The following is a 15,200-nucleotide window of genomic DNA, read 5'->3' as shown; positions in this document are numbered from 1 at the left end:
GAGCGATATTTGCGTCGGTTCTGGCCCTACAGCTGCGGCCAACCCCACTTGGGGGATTTATTCAAAGCCTTCTATCCCCCAACTGGTTAGAAGCTCACGCATAGGTGGTGATCATCCCCACCCTGGAAAGTAATTGCTGCTACCTGGATCGCAAACAAAAGGGCTTGATGGATTCGGAACTGCCCTAAGGGAAGGGGTGACTCTTCTGTATTTCGTGTCCTGAAGCCCCAGAGGTCTGCTGTTGCTGGGTTCGCGAATCAGTTTGTTGACCTCTTTCCAACTCATGGTCTGATGCCTTCCAAACAAGCCAGCGCCAGCGCTCCCAGCTTTGGCGGACACCATGTATTCCTTTGCTTCTACGCAGCCGTCAAAGACTGGATACCTAATGACAACACTTTGCTTGCCGTCATTCCAAAAACTGACCCTGGCGTTACCTGTCCAAACCTGACCACTTCGGTAAATGGGCTTGATGTGGACGCTGCTGTGGGCAGGTGCCGCAGTTAATAAGGCAACAACGACGATTGCTGAAAAGCGTTTCATGCGATCACCATCGCTGAAAGGGTGGTGAAGGCGCATCCTCCATACGAGTGAATGTCCCCATGGCCGGGGACACGGGTTTACGGAAGCTTGGTTCTGTTGCCCTTCGCGATATCGGGTCGCGCCAGACGACCCGCCTAGGCTAGTACAAATGTACTTGTTTGGATATCGCATGGAGCGCTGGGACTTCGTCGACGACCGAGACCTGCAGGGCTGGAAAGGGGGCTGTGTCTGCATGACCTGCCTGCACTTTGCCTATGCAACGGACGCGCATTGCCATACGATGCTGGGCTGCAATATCCGCCAACGGCAACTGCAGCAGGGCGACCACCTCAAGAAAAAATGCAAGCTGTGGGCGCCCACCTGGCAGAAGGAAGTCGGCTGGGCGCCTGAAGCGGGCTAAAACCGGGGCAGTTCAATTCACCAGGTTTATGAAACGGAGATTTCGCTGGTGGCTGTCTGCTCTTTTGTTGTATCTCTTGAGTGTGCCAATTGTTTTTATATCTATTGGATTGACCGCTTATATGGTTACGGCAATTTTCATTATTGTGTCAGGGCTAACTGGCTCCTCGGCGGCTGGATATTCCTGGTTAGTTATATTTTTTATGTTTTTCGTTGGTACTCCCTTTTCGCTATTGTCCTCCCTTTTTGTCCCGCCAATGGTTTTGGGGTGGCTTCGCAAGAGAAGGTTAAGAGGGTTAAGAAGTGTTCGGAGATGCAGTCGCTAGCAACCCTCGGGGCAGTTCTCCTCTTTGGCTTGGTTGATCAAAGATATACAGCTGTGGCAGTTTTTAGCCCTAATAATTGGGAATTATCCTAAGGTCGAATCAGTGGTTATAGAAGACTTCTGTATTTGGTTTTTTTGTGCAATTTGATTTGGCCAATTAGGAATTCAATATGCATTCTGTCAGCATCAACTATAGACCTTGTGACGCAATCCAATGTGCTGTGAACTTCATCCAGGGTGGAGCCCGCAAGGCTCCACTCGTATTTATAATAGTAGCAAAGAATTAAGCTTACATCTTCGACCTTAAGCTCAGGGTGCGCTGACATAATTTGCTCTATTCGTGAACCAGTCGTTTTCATGCCAGATCATGCATCTGTCTGAAGTTAATATACAATGATAGTCCTTATATGATTTTAAAAACAAAATTTACTGTTCATCATGAGCTGAGTGTAATGACCTAGGTAATATTGCCTTCGAATAAAAAGTATGCAAATCAATTTATGTTTGAGCTGGCTAGGAGTTTTAGCAATCCATCATTCACAGGGCATTCTTTGCTGGTGTGGCCACAGCCCAAATACGAGAACAGCGGTCGTTAATAAGCACAACTTCAACCAGCGTCACTTCGAACAAATTGAAGAAAGATACAGGTGACTATTGTATCGGGATGAAAAGATTCTTACAATGGTGCGGGCACAAAATGAGTAAGTTGCCCAAAAATGTCTGATTACTTGATCAAAATCTCAGTCGGTCATGCAGTCATGGTCCGTTGGCTCCTAATTCGATCACCATAATTCACAAGATGGTCATGCATGAATCGATTTCCATAACTGTTCACAGGGAACTATCAAAGCCACAAAAGATGTTAGGGTAAATTTATTAAAAAAAATGCAGAACGTACCTGGCAAAGACGACGAAACGACAATCGAAAACTTTGGCAAAGCAATTAGTGTTTTAACAATTTCAATAGTTGGCTGGATTGACGAACATGCCGAGGAGAACGACGGTAGCTATACAAATGCACAAGAAAAATCAAACAAGGCGGATCTTCTTCTGCAAGCAACCGACCACCTAAGACAATACGGTATCACTGGGGCTCGAGCCACTTCTATCGCTGTTCTTGCGATCTCAAGTCTATGGGCTCGATGCCAAATCAAACAAGGAAAGGTAGATTCCAAAGATCAAAAATCAGAGATGAGTTGGGTGATGAAATCACCAGCGGTACAGGCTGCTATACAAGAAACATTCAAACCCTTGGACACTGAAAGCAAGCGTGACACTGAAAACTTTGCGCGGGGAACTGAATTAATCATCAAAACATTTGTAAATTGCGCATTGGACAAATTTGATTCAAGGCATGATGCAGCATTGATCGAGGACAATCGAGAATACGTTGAAAAGCTGAAAGAACTTAGAGTCTTTTTTGATGCTATTGACGAAGGAGGGTTGAGCTACATTGCAAAAGTATTGGAATTGGTCACCCCCACGGTGATGATCAGTAATAACTTTAACTATCAGTCAAATATAACAGTTTCTGACTATTATGAGAATGTCGTTGAATTTTTTGAAGAAATTTTTGTTTCTAGTGATTGAATATGAATCGCCTTTAAGTCGGCGAAAGATAAGCGCTAATTTGAAAATTATTAAGACTCGGGATTGTTCCTCTTTTGAAAACCATTTGTTCCTGCGATTGACTCCATGGTCTTCCCAGGCATGCTCTATGCTTGGATTATTAATTTCCGGCCCATTATCATGACTGACGGAATTGGGAGAGATTCAAAAAGAATAACCCCAGAGCGGTATATGCAAGCAAAAACTTTCTTAGAGAATGGAGTCATTTCAAAGCAACAGTTCCTTGAAATGACCAGTGGTTACACCGAAATAGAAGAAGACAGTTCTTCGCAGATGCTTGCAAACATACAGAAAATAGTTAATGATATGGAATTCCGACTAAAAAGGTTAGAGCAAATGATTCAGATCTTGATTGATAGCAAAAACTCGCAAGCATGAGAGATCATCGCCTTGCAGTACCTTATGCGCGCATCAGTCAAAAGTACTATCTGTCAATCGCAGATTAATGCCAGCCTTAATACACTGGTTCGAGAATCATTTGCAGCCAATTTTCAGCATGGTCGTCGCTGACACATCCCTGGTATTGGATTGATCAGAACATTGGGTTCATGGTTGGTGGCATTACATGCATCTTTCTGAGATCCACACCGTTAGTCAATTGATCATTGAATTAGTACGCGACGGTTGGCGTCGATCACCCAATCAGAACCCTCTTGAGGAGGATCCGAGCGCACCCTATTTCAGGGGGGTCAACATTGATCGAGTCGTCGGCAATACTTTCGTGCATGATTATCTTCGACGAGTCGACATCTACCCGCAGGGAGAACACCTCGGGACTGATGTTGGGTTGACTGCCCTGATCTCCTCCGATGACCATATTTTGCGCTGGGAAGTCTTCCAACACTACTCAGGAAGTCGGTCTGTGATGATAGAACAAATAGCAATAGAACTGTCTGTAGACAGTATACGTGCCTTTGTAGTCAAACATAAGCCTTGATTCAATGATCAGTGAATTCATCAAGGATTCGGCTCATCAGGCCAGCTCCCTTGGCTCAAGCTCTCGCTTGAGGCGATCACGCAGATCAGCAGCAGGACGGTACATCTCATCAGTGGTAAGGAGCCTGCCTGCGCCCGTCTGGCCACAATCGTGATTGGCAATGAAGTCTTGCTGGAGCAGCTGGATCGCCGAGCAGGAAGCCAGATCACCCTGGAACGTTTGGAGGGTACCAATCAACTGGAACTGCTTCCGGAGCTGCACCGGATCGCCCATTGATGCCGTCTCCGGTGTTCGCTCCAGTTCACTGCGGATCCGCGTGAGCGATCGAAGCGTTGCTGCATCACGCAGATCGGGTTGCTCATCCAGCTGCTTGAGGAAGTCGGTGATTTCGTTTACGCATCCGGCTGCCCTGCAATGCAGTCCCATGCCTTGCCGCGATTAGAGAAGCCGCTGCCCCCAGCGGCGGAATCGTCGGGCGCCCGCGCAACCCCGCCATAAGACGGGGCCGACAAGTGTCAGCGGTTATGCCGATGTATTGCTACTTTATAATGGAGACATACAGTTCTATGCAGGTGGGGAGTATGAGGACGCAGGAACTTTTCAGGTGCCCGTGACACTGAAGAACGGTGCCAATAAATCCAGCATTCAGTCTTATTTTACAGATGTATGTGATGAACTCGTACCTTATAAGCCACCACCGTATGGCTCCGCACAAAGTTATGAATACTTCGTTGAAGGAGGGGGAAGTGGCACAGTCGATGTGACTTGGGAGTGTGAAAGGCCACCGTATCCGCCAATTACAATGACAACCATTGATTGGTTTGCCTAAGGCTGCAGGCTGATCGCACGGCAGAGTTTTTTGTTGATTACTCCGCCCGCCTGTCCGCTTCCTCTTGGGACAGGAGTGGGGTCATCCAGTCGATCAGCAGAAGATCGTTCAGTTCAGGTCCGACACTGCGACTGCTCATGCGGAGTGGGTGACGGCGATACAGACCCCGTAGAGGATCGATTTGCAGCTTACGGCCAGGGTTAAAGCACTAGAGAGAAAGCAGAAAGAAGAAAAAGGGGGATCTCTGTGTGTCAGACCCCCCTCCGTTCCCACAACACGGCTGCTCGACGCATGAACAACCAGAAGCATTGTTGTGTATCCCCGTGAACACCGTGGTAGCAGTTGGCACGGTTTTGTATCGCTGTGATACATCCCTGACAGGAAAGTTCAGTCGGTGCGTTCGCAATGGTCGCCATCGCACTCCAGCCCGCATTGAGGTTCCTTGGTGCCGTACTGCCAGGGGCTACGCATGGCCCAGTACTCATCCACCAAACCGAGCAGGTAGGTGCCGACGCGCCGGAGCAGGGAAGCCTGTTTCATACCTTCAGGCTGGCAACAGGGCCGCGAGCCTGCAACTGGTCAGCCACAAAAGAAGGCCCCCGAAAGAGCCTTGCTGGAATTGAATTTCGGCCGTTGAAGGGTGTCAGAGCTTTGTTCAGGCCATGGGGCCAGCTAGGGCATAGACGTCGGTAGCCGTTCATTTCAACCAGTGCGTCGAATCTGAGGACAGCTTCTTCCGCAACGCCAGTTATGACCGGAGGGTCTCGCTCTGCATGGGTGGTTGCCAGCAGCAACAGTTCAGACAGGTGTCTTTATCGACTTGAGCCTGAACTAGACAAAAGTTTGTCACTGACTACGATTTGCGCCTCCCCTCTGCATGCATCCCGCCCCGTCAACCAGTGCCGCAAACGCGCAGGCGGATGCTCCGGGACAACGCCATCGAGGCGTGGAACACCATGAAAATCACGGGCTGGCTGCCATGCCACCTACCCGTCAGATACTTGTCGCAACGGATAGCAACCGCTCTGGAACGGCTGCGGCGGCGCTGATGAGCTTGTTGATCGAATCTGCTGCAGTGGGCTGCATTAACCAGGCAGCACCCTCCAGGGCCTAACGGCTCCTTCAAGAGGGGGGCTACTGAGGCCGCGAGAAGAACGCTGTCCTTCCCGAGCGATGCGGCTTCGGTCTAAACAACTTCGCGGAGTAAATGCGTTCCTCCGCGGACGCACCAAGTTTCTTCAGATTCTATTGCGCAGAACGATGTCTCCTGCGATCGCTCACGCAGGAGACAGGGGTTCTGCCAGCTCTTGGGTCGCTCTCCCAAAGCTGTCGCGTGTGGAAGATCTCCCCATGTCCGCGCCAGGCAACTATGGAGCGAGGCGGCGGAGTTTGCAACGCGTCTTTTGGTCATTTTTGGATTCCAGAAAATCTCCCGTGCAGGCCTATGAATCTGGTAATAGTCGACACGCACAGCAGGACTCTGATCCGCCGGATCTCTCTTCAAGACTGACTTCTCAGAAGGTCGGATGATGTTGGTCACCAGCTTTGCCCAACCGTCAAATGTCGATCGGTCGACCCTGCTCCAGCTGGGCCATTTGCTAACGCAGTCCGCTCCAGCGGCCCTTCTCCAAAATCTCGTCTTTGGCTTCCGCCATGGCTGGTTTCTTTCAACGGCGGGTTGTGGTCGCCACCGGTGCTGTGACATCGGATCTGGCTCCTGCTCCATGGAAAGGAGCCAGACGTGTCTCCGATGCCCAATCACCCTCACGGCAGAGGCCACTGGATGGAGCCTGAACTCCACGGATAATTTCAGCCCTGGCATGGGTGCAGTGCTGTTCCGATGAGGTGATGGCAGTGGCCAATTGATTCGCAGCGATGTTGCGGTGCAGATGCTCCCCATCACAGCCCGGCTCACTAGGCCGTGATGGCCTCGCTGAGTGCCCCGCATCGACAACCCGGCGCAAGTGTTATCCATCACTCGTCAGCTGGTGCAGCAGACCATTGCCGACATGGACTTGCCCCCTGAGGAGCTGGCTCTAGTCGAGGAGGCGTTCATCGGAGCGGGCTTGTTGTGACATCACTAACTGTTGCGGCAAAGCTCACTGACGTTGTCCTTGATCAACGACAGCTCAGAAGCAGTGTCTCGCTGATGTCTTCTGTCCTCAAGGTCTGGGTATGCAGTCAGCGCTAGCAGTGCAATCGGCCCAAAAATGAATCCCCACACCATCCACTGCGTATCTTTTTGGCCCTTCAATTTGGCGATGTCTTTCGCCCAAATGGAGCAGGCAATGGCTGTAGCGATGACCCACAGCCAAGAAAAAAACAGCATCACCAGTAAGTCACTACCACCTAGTTAGCCATGACCAGCCGATACCGAAAACAAAATCCGCAATGACCTCCGGTATAAATCCATTGCAGCACAGTCATTCTCAGCGTTTTACCCTCTCAAAACCACCGGGAACAACGCCCATCACCAAACAAGCGCCTCAAGCCACACCAAAGTGATCACGTTTTATGAGCGCAGTCAGGATCTTGGGGTGCAACAATTTCGAGTCAAGCTCTCTGAACTAAGACCATGAACTGCACGGTTCAGCGCGCCTATGAGCGGGCGTGTACCAATAGCTGAACGAATTAGGAGAGAGAGAGATCCGCGCCAAGGGGGGAGTGGACTTCGGAACAAGTAAAAAAAGTGAAAATTACTAGAAATTTACAGCAGAAAAGCTTAAAATTATATTCCGCTAAATACTTTTTTGACGGAGAGAAGCTCGTAGGTGGTCTCTGTCGAATTGATGTCTAGCCAGCACCCAAGCGTTGACCTCTTAATTCTTCACTCTCAAGGTATGCCACTGACAACCGAGCATCTTCTCCCGACGGACTCCTGGAAAGGTGTCCTGCAGAAGTTTGGCGATCGATATGGGGTGATGAAAGTCTTCATTGATGAGTTTGGTGAGGAAGACAACTTTTCCTTCGACGACCATATCTTTGAAGCGAAGGCCTTCAGTCAGCAGGGCCTGAATTTCATCAAAACCACCCTTGAATCTCTTGATACAGAGCTGAATCTCGATTTTGAACTTGTAGACACCACAGCAGACAGCGACCTACAGATCCATTTCGCGAACAGCCCCTCCAACTCATGGGCTTATGGAACCATCGGATACAGCTCCATTGGTGATGACATCCAGTGGACAGAAAACATCATCGTGCTTGACGCCGACTGGTGGTACGCAAGCAGCGACCAGGCCGCGGCATCAGACACCTGGGAGCACAGTGTTCCATTCCTTCACTATCTCGGCGCACATCTTGGGCTGGAATATGTGAACAACGCGAACGATGGAGACTCCTTTGGTGGGAATGAGAACAATCCCACCACCGAGGAAAGCCTGATGGCCTTGGGCCGTCCGGAGAGCGGCTACACCCAGACTGAATTTCAAGCCATCGACATCGAAGCCCTCCAGGCCATCTGGGGTGTGGAAGACAACTCAGACAACTACAACACGGGAGATCTCTCATTCTCCATTCTTCAGTCGCCAGCCATCGGTGACACGCTCAGGGCGATCGTTGCACAGGACGATCCAGATGGCCTGAACGAGATCACTAGCCACAACTGGCAAGGCAGTCTCGATGCCGGCCAGACATGGAGGTCCCTCGGATACGGCTCGGAGCTACCAATCGGCAAATGGCACGAGAACTACCAGATCAGATTGCAACTCACTTATGAGGACGGCCATGGTTTCACGGAACGTGTCACCAGCAATGTTGCAGACGCCATTAGGGTGAACGACACAATCGAACAACTGACGATCGAGCATCTTCTCCCGACGGACTCCTGGAAAGGTGTCCTGCAGAAGTTTGGCGATCGATATGGGGTGATGAAAGTCTTCATTGATGAGTTTGGTGAGGAAGATAATTTTCCCTTCGAAGACCATGATTTAGAGGCGAAGGCCTTCAGTCAGCAGGGCCTGAATTTCATCAAAACCACCCTTGAATCTCTTGATACAGAGCTGAATCTCGATTTTGAACTTGTAGACACCACAGCAGACAGCGACCTACAGATCCATTTCGCGAACAGCCCCTCCAACTCATGGGCTTATGGAACCATCGGATACAGCTCTATTGGTGATGACATCCAGTGGACAGAAAACATCATCGTGCTTGACGCCGACTGGTGGTACGCAAGCAGCGACCAGGCCGCGGCATCAGACACCTGGGAGCACAGTGTTCCATTCCTGCACTATCTCGGCGCACATCTTGGGCTGGAATATGTGAACAACGCGAACGATGGAGACAGCTTTGGTGACAACCAGCTGCCAACAACAGAAACAAGCTTAATGGCCTGGGGCATGCCCGAGCAAGGCTTCACCCAGACACAATTTCAAGCCATCGACATCGAAGCCCTTCAGGCCATCTGGGGTGTGGAAGACAATTCTGACAACTACGACACAGGCGATCTTGAGATCAAAATCGATCCAAATCCCGTCCAAAACATAATCCTCACGCGAGAGGATGAGTTGACTTTTGATCTTGTTGCTCCCGACGTGTACACAGACCATGAGGCGGGTACATCGGTTGGCACCCTGTCTACAGGTCTGATTTTGAAAAGTATGATTACGGAGGATGATCCTGATGGATACAGTGGATTTCCACAGGGTAGCTCACCAATCTTTGGTGACTGGCGCTGGAGTTGGCGAACTCCTCGCACCAGGGATAAGCAATATAGATGGGAAGCCAGTTTTGATGACGGTGAACAGTGGCAACAAATCGGGGCGACCCAACACCTTCGGCTGCAGCCATGGCATCAGAACGCTCAACTCAGAATCACCACCAGCTACCATGATGGGAAAGGCTTCAAGGAAATCATCGCAAGTGATGCTACAACTAAAATCAACACTATCGATCTTGGAGACACACCAAAAGGATGGGAACCTTATCTTCTACCATCAGAGGAAATTAGAGAAGTTTTTAATTTCTATACTGTCAATGAAGGCAAGATCAACGTCTGGGTGGATATTGATGGCGAGAGTACGGAGTTATGGGGCGGCATAGAATCCATCACAGCGAAACCGGTTCTCGAAGAGAATCAGAACGTCGTTCAAACAATCACCAAACAACTCAACGATCTGCTCGACATTGAATTTGCCCTGGTTGACACACCCGAAGGTGTAACGCTACGGCTAATTGGTGAAACGATGGAAGACACCGATGGATGGAGTCAGGGCTTTTACAACTATTCCTATACAACAGATGGAGACGGGACCTTAACCGGTGTCGAGATTCCATACATGGATGTCTCCATGACCGTCTTTGAGGATGGCTTGTTTGACTATCACACCCTGCTTCATGAAATCGGCCATGCCCTGGGCTTGGCTCACCCGATGGAACCCCATAATGGCTCCAAAGGATCTGGAGATATATTTTACCCGACACACGTCGAATCAGTCATGGCCTATGAAAAAGGTCTTTACGATCACTTGAAGCAAGACATCTGGTACACAGATTCGGACATCAATGCCCTTCAAGCGCTTTGGGGCGACAGCAACGGAGAGTTCCCTATTTTCGCAGCAGGAGATGAGATTGAGCCGTCAGAAGATCATGACTACGCCTTGATCTCCGGCAACGGTGATGCAGACAACAGCCTCTTTGAAATTCAAGGCGATCAGCTTCTGCTTCTGGAGACGCCGGAAAACAGCGATAGATCATCCTATTCCATTCGTCTTCGCTCGATAGATCCCGACGGCAATGCAATTGAACAATCGTTTGAGATCAATGCCTATCAACATTCGGAGCAGAATGCGCACACCCACGACGATGATGTTCATCATGAAGAGGACGTTGCCACCTCCGAGGCTATAGAAGATGTGGATGACACAAACAGTCAGATTGAAGATATCGACCACCACGATGATGACCACTCCGATACTTCACTACCCACCGATGTGGATGGAGACGGATCTTTCCACCCGCTCAGCGATGGGCTGCTGATCAGCTCCGCTGCTCAAGCGATCGAAATTGCTGCAGAAACAGAATCACAACCTGGTTCCTTCAACCGCAATCTCCATGACCAACTGATCAGCCCGAACGGCTTACGCAACATTACGGATGCGGCCAAGGGCTTCATCAAAGACGCCATCACCAGTGGATCACTGGATCACAACAACAACAGCGTGCTGGATCTTCAGGATGCTCAGCGGATTCTTCGCGATGGACTGGGAACCCACCCAGGTGATGCAGCAACAGCTGGTTTACGGGAGCCCCCCGTACCTGCCGGCACTACCAACTCCGAACTGATCAACGAGCAGCAGCAGCTGGATGCTCTCGATGATTCCCTGGAGGCCATTGCCTTGATGGCGGAGGCTGGACCTCAGTTCTTACATAGGGGGGCTGGAGGCGGGTCCTAATTTCCTGCGGTCGGGGGCTGTGGGTTTTTCCTAGCTGATCGCGGTTCCGATTCAGCGGCTCATCATTCAAGACACCATCGCTGACATGGACCTGGATCCAGCTACTGAAGTAGAAGTGATCGAAGCCTTCAATTGTGCAGGGTTGCCTTGTATAGATCAAGGCAGCATAATTAGTAAACGTTCGGGAATTTTTGCATGGCCTACCTGAACTCATATGTAAAGAAAATGCTGGAGGAGCATCCTCATGGCGAGGAATTCAAGTCAATTAGCAATTTATGCAACACAAGCGGTACACCATATAACTATCGAGAGGAGTCCCTTGGTAAAAGTATTGCGGCAAATATACTGAGCCTTCTGATTTCAGGAACAATGGGAATGGGGCCGATGGAAAGGAAAAGCCAAAGAAAGCATGATGCAAACGAAAAGGCAGCAGAAAAAACATTGGAACTAATAAAAATTCTTGATAAAAGCGAAAACTCTCAATGGCTAGCGACTTATATGGTTGACGAAGGGGCGAGAGATTGCGAAAAAGTGATTAAGATATTTAAGAATTTTTTGTTAGACTGCAATCAGTAAATTCAACTATTCTTCTGCTGTCCCTTATGCCGTCACAACCACCAACAGCGAAACAGAACCAGCATCCGCAAGGCTGCTGGTTCTGAAGGCCCACAAGAACTCATTTGGTCACCAGGATCCAATACCCGAAAAACGCTAATTCTTTGACACAACAACCTACCTGAAGTGCCAGAATCTGAAGCTGCTGAGGAGCTTGGGCAAAAGAAAGTAGTCATTGAAGAGCCTCACAGAAATAAATCACACGCATTCTCCTTGAAGCAGCCTCTGCAAAACTCCTCTATGATTAAAAATCTACATACATATCAATGCGCCTAGGGTTCTGGCCACCTTTGGTATTACTGCTTCTAGCAGGCGGATTCTTTTATGTGAGTGAAAACCGCGTGGAGAATCTTGGTGAACAGACACAGGTCAAGTCGAACAAAGACGAAAGGGATCCTCTACACAAAAACGACGAGAACGTAATTAAAAAACTTTTCTCAACTATATGTACACGCATGGCGCAAGATAAATACGAACGGGAGATGAGGGAATTCAGGAAAGGAGTCTTTTTAGGATCACCAGAGTCACCAGCTTACAGAGCAATTGTTTCCACACATCTAGAGAGAACTGAGGCATGCAAAAGTCTATGAGTGTCTAAAGATAACTTGATAAGATAAAATCATCGCTTGGAGGTGTCAGGGGCACTAGCTCTTAATGCAGTGACCAGCTTAGCCATGAGAACCAGGGCGGTGCGTGTGTCTTGAGGCATGGGTCAGACGTGACTGCCATGAATGTTCCCCGCTCTGCTGAAGCAATAAAAAACCCCGACATTACTGACGGGGGTGATTCCAAAGTAGACAACAAGGATCATACAAAGTTGAGCATTAGTGAAATAAGCGTAATATCAGGTTAGTGCGTCAATCGGAGTAAAGCCAGCAAGTATATCCTCTTTAATTGCATCAACAAAGTGAGTCGACGTTGTTCCACAGGTCATTAAAATACCACGAGCTGTTTGAGACAATTCGACGTTCTCGATCGTGGTGCCACAAGACCAAACATCACCTGCCTCGAAGTCAGCGACAGTATTACGACCTTTTCGAAGGTCGAAAGAGTCTTGACCAGCACCGCCGACCAGCAAGTTAATGCCTCGGCCGCCGTTGAGGATGTCGTCGCCACGACCGCCAAAGATGATGTCATTACCAGCACCACCATTCAACGCGTCATCGCCACGTCTGCCTTGAACGATGTCTGAACCACCACGAGCAGAGATCACATCATCCTGACGACCTGAGCGAATCCAATCGTCCTGTTTCGTAGCTCGCTCCTTTCTGCTTACAAGGTTGTAGTCGTTCATATCGTTAATTTGAGCATTCAAAGTGAAAGGCGCTAAGTCGCCATCAGCGAGTTGTTCAACGCGGGTAAAGATCTTTTGAGGTGCTGCAAAGTCGTATAGCTCGAAGGTTGCCATCGATGGCTCAGCCTCAACAACCGGTTCTGGCGTTACTTCAACCACAGGCTCAGGAGTGGGAGCTGGAGAAGGTGCCTCGTCAGAGGCTGTGATCTCAAACGAATTGGTGGCAGCAACCGAACCACCTTTGCCATCTACAACCTCATAGCTCAGCGCAACCTGACCTAAGAAATTGGCATCAGGCACAAACGACCACGTGCCATCCTCGTTATTGGTCAGCGTTCCGTTCGTTGCGCTCAGATTGGTGATCGACAGTGCATCACCATCAACATCTGAGAAACCTTCAAGTAACATCTCGCTAGAAAGTTTGACAGTTGAATCTTCCTCAACAGACGGGAGCGATGCCTGACTCACGCTCAAAATCGGTGCATTATTTGCAGAAGAAAACGAAAAAAGGTCCTTAGCAGATATGTCGCCATATCCAAAACCTACGGCGAACAACCTTTCGTCATTTACAAAGTTACTGACATTGTATCCAAGCGTTGGATTGATATAAATCTCCGTTGTTCCTTCAGGTATATCTATTTGAGCGCCGATCAAGGTAGAAAACGGCCCATCTCCATCCATCGGATAAATAATCCCAGTATCTCCCTCAACTTCTTTTTTATCAAAAGGCTTTCCAAAACCATTGAAGATGGAATTCGGACCCATGACAGGAGCAGAAGGGTCATTACTTGACCACACCTCCCAGCTTAAGTCTGCGCCATAGCTTCTCTGTCCTTCATCCAGCTCATTTTCAAAGGAAAAATCCCCTTCGGGGGACCAATTATCAAAGGATTCGCTTAATATTGTATTGCCATCTTGATCCACGATGTCAACCTCATAGAGAAATAAAGCTCCAGGGCCAGTGTAACTTTCAGGGATATAGCTAGAAAAACCGACTGTTGCAGTACCGGACTGAGTTATTTCTATTTTGACTCCTTTAGAAGAATCCCATGATGCATTCGTGAAATTTTCTGTTTGGATATTATTGTCTGCCGTGGATTGCGTTGGAGCGGATTCCATAAGTCCGTTTCCAAAAGCAAGGATGGTTGCGCTGGAGTTGGTATTAGCAGTAGCCATAAGAGGAAGAAAATTGTTGCATTGTGAGGCTCTGGCCCCGTGAACACACCATCTCCGTTCCAGCTGGGAATCACCTCCCCCAACTGGGGGATTGAGTAGTGAGTGTTTGCTGAGTAGACGTCACATGCAACAAAAAACCCGCCATTGCTGACGGGGTGAATGTTTTGTCGGGAGATGGATGGCGACACACAGCGCCCCCTGCTTTTCCCCGAAGGGTTTTGTATGGCTCTCAGCCGCTCTGCTGTGGCATCAGGCTTCCCGACATGTCGGTCTATTTATGAGTGGCTTGCAAGTAAAAGTCAAGCAAGAATCCAAATGTCAAAGCTGGCACATTGTGTTTGACTAATAGAGTTACTCGATCAGCTTTCTTTAATCCCTTACGTCCACGGCCTGAAATCTTATATGCTGTCAAAAGAGATTTTAGTTCCGCGTCACGCATTCCATCAAAGTCACACTCTTTGCCACCAACGAGTGCCTGTTGGTTTTTGCCAGGTTCAAGTGGTGAATCAAGAATTGCAGCCTGTTTATCTATATGGCCTCCAATTAGTCGAGCCAATTCTTTGTCTTTTTCGTTGCTTACCGAAACTGCTAAGCGTAGGGAGTCAGCAATAGTCATTATAGAACTCCATTGCTGGCGTCTTCTATATCTGCACCTAAATCCTTAGCTGCTTTCCATGCCTTAGCAAATGCCCTAACAGCGACAATCAGGCGATAAATTGGATTGCCACCTCGATAATTTCTCATACCTCTATCGTAATCGGTTAATCCCCCAATCAGCTCGTCACCCGCTTGTTCAAAGGCTTGAAATGTGTCGGCGTACCGGGCTACCAATGCATTTAGATTTGCTTTCTCTTCAAGTGTAATTTGGGCAGCTGATGCAAATTCAGCCAGTTCTGTGCGAAGTGACACTACTCGACTTGCATAGTAACCACGACTTCGGCTCAAGCGTTGCGCGTCATGCCGTAAATCTGCGTAGAGAGCTAATAAATCGTCCTGATTGCATGTTGGTGCGCTTGGATAGCGTTCTTCGGTGATAGGGATGAGTACAGGCTTGGTCATTT

The 15,200-nt window shown here is 49.0% G+C and carries 15 protein-coding genes; 7 read left to right on the top strand and 8 right to left on the bottom strand.

Translation table 11 applies throughout. The features are described from left to right. Positions 1–111: 111 nt before the first annotated feature. A complete protein-coding gene (locus SynA15127_RS10175) occupies positions 112–540 on the bottom strand; it encodes a hypothetical protein (RefSeq protein ID WP_186484017.1) in 429 nt (142 codons plus the stop codon). 169 nt (positions 541–709) lie between these two features. On the opposite strand from SynA15127_RS10175, the gene SynA15127_RS10170 reads away from it, so the two are divergent. The 3 genes from SynA15127_RS10170 to SynA15127_RS10160 all read left to right on the top strand — a co-directional run bounded on the left by SynA15127_RS10170 (position 710) and on the right by SynA15127_RS10160 (position 3,271). Then, positions 710–940, top strand: coding sequence for a hypothetical protein (locus tag SynA15127_RS10170; RefSeq protein ID WP_186484016.1), 231 nt, complete (start codon positions 710–712; stop codon positions 938–940). A 1,209-nt stretch (positions 941–2,149) separates the two neighbouring features. Then, the gene (locus SynA15127_RS10165; protein WP_186484014.1) at positions 2,150–2,854 is read left to right on the top strand and encodes a hypothetical protein; all 705 of its coding nucleotides are present in this window, start codon (positions 2,150–2,152) and stop codon (positions 2,852–2,854) included. A 159-nt stretch (positions 2,855–3,013) separates the two neighbouring features. Next, positions 3,014–3,271, top strand: a complete 258-nt coding sequence (locus SynA15127_RS10160; protein ID WP_186484012.1) for a hypothetical protein — start codon at positions 3,014–3,016, stop codon at positions 3,269–3,271. Between the two features lie 595 nt (positions 3,272–3,866). Here SynA15127_RS10160 and SynA15127_RS10155 read toward each other — a convergent pair. Together SynA15127_RS10155 and SynA15127_RS10150 are read right to left on the bottom strand one after the other, a co-directional pair. Next, positions 3,867–4,256, bottom strand: a complete 390-nt coding sequence (locus tag SynA15127_RS10155) for a hypothetical protein (protein WP_186484011.1) — start codon at positions 4,254–4,256, stop codon at positions 3,867–3,869. 790 nt (positions 4,257–5,046) lie between these two features. Continuing rightward, the gene (locus SynA15127_RS10150; RefSeq protein WP_186484009.1) at positions 5,047–5,199 is read right to left on the bottom strand and encodes a hypothetical protein; all 153 of its coding nucleotides are present in this window, start codon (positions 5,197–5,199) and stop codon (positions 5,047–5,049) included. Positions 5,200–5,519: 320 nt separating this feature from the next. On the opposite strand from SynA15127_RS10150, the gene SynA15127_RS10145 reads away from it, so the two are divergent. Further along, positions 5,520–5,708 carry a DUF1651 domain-containing protein gene (locus SynA15127_RS10145; protein WP_186484007.1) on the top strand — a complete coding sequence of 63 codons (189 nt, stop codon included), beginning with the start codon at positions 5,520–5,522 and terminating at the stop codon, positions 5,706–5,708. A gap of 618 nt (positions 5,709–6,326) precedes the next feature. Here the strand turns inward: SynA15127_RS10145 and SynA15127_RS10140 are convergent. Continuing rightward, positions 6,327–6,521, bottom strand: a complete 195-nt coding sequence (locus SynA15127_RS10140) for a hypothetical protein (RefSeq protein ID WP_186484005.1) — start codon at positions 6,519–6,521, stop codon at positions 6,327–6,329. A gap of 75 nt (positions 6,522–6,596) precedes the next feature. On the opposite strand from SynA15127_RS10140, the gene SynA15127_RS10135 reads away from it, so the two are divergent. Then, positions 6,597–6,734, top strand: coding sequence for a hypothetical protein (locus SynA15127_RS10135; RefSeq protein ID WP_186484003.1), 138 nt, complete (start codon positions 6,597–6,599; stop codon positions 6,732–6,734). Positions 6,735–6,739: 5 nt separating this feature from the next. On the opposite strand, the gene SynA15127_RS10130 is transcribed toward SynA15127_RS10135, so the two are convergent. Next, complete coding sequence (locus tag SynA15127_RS10130) at positions 6,740–6,988, bottom strand: hypothetical protein (RefSeq protein WP_186484001.1); 249 nt, start codon at positions 6,986–6,988, stop codon at positions 6,740–6,742. Positions 6,989–7,499: 511 nt separating this feature from the next. Here SynA15127_RS10130 and SynA15127_RS10125 point away from each other — a divergent pair. Then, complete coding sequence (locus SynA15127_RS10125) at positions 7,500–11,054, top strand: hypothetical protein (RefSeq protein WP_186484000.1); 3,555 nt, start codon at positions 7,500–7,502, stop codon at positions 11,052–11,054. A gap of 195 nt (positions 11,055–11,249) precedes the next feature. Next, positions 11,250–11,630, top strand: coding sequence for a hypothetical protein (locus SynA15127_RS10120; protein WP_186483999.1), 381 nt, complete (start codon positions 11,250–11,252; stop codon positions 11,628–11,630). 883 nt (positions 11,631–12,513) lie between these two features. On the opposite strand, the gene SynA15127_RS10115 is transcribed toward SynA15127_RS10120, so the two are convergent. The 3 genes from SynA15127_RS10115 to SynA15127_RS10105 form a co-directional block, all read right to left on the bottom strand. Next, positions 12,514–14,139: a cadherin-like domain-containing protein gene (locus tag SynA15127_RS10115; protein WP_186483997.1), complete on the bottom strand. Its 1,626-nt coding sequence runs from the start codon at positions 14,137–14,139 to the stop codon at positions 12,514–12,516. 271 nt (positions 14,140–14,410) lie between these two features. Further along, the gene (locus SynA15127_RS10110) at positions 14,411–14,755 is read right to left on the bottom strand and encodes a hypothetical protein (protein WP_186483996.1); all 345 of its coding nucleotides are present in this window, start codon (positions 14,753–14,755) and stop codon (positions 14,411–14,413) included. Further along, positions 14,755–15,198: a hypothetical protein gene (locus tag SynA15127_RS10105; RefSeq protein WP_186483994.1), complete on the bottom strand. Its 444-nt coding sequence runs from the start codon at positions 15,196–15,198 to the stop codon at positions 14,755–14,757. The genes SynA15127_RS10110 and SynA15127_RS10105 overlap by 1 nt, the downstream gene beginning before the upstream one ends. Positions 15,199–15,200 lie beyond the last annotated feature (2 nt).

This window comes from Synechococcus sp. A15-127, from assembly GCF_014280215.1.
Classification (GTDB): Bacteria; Cyanobacteriota; Cyanobacteriia; order PCC-6307; family Cyanobiaceae; genus Parasynechococcus.
Note: the sequence above shows the minus strand (reverse complement) of the source record. Positions and strands in the feature narration are given on the sequence as shown.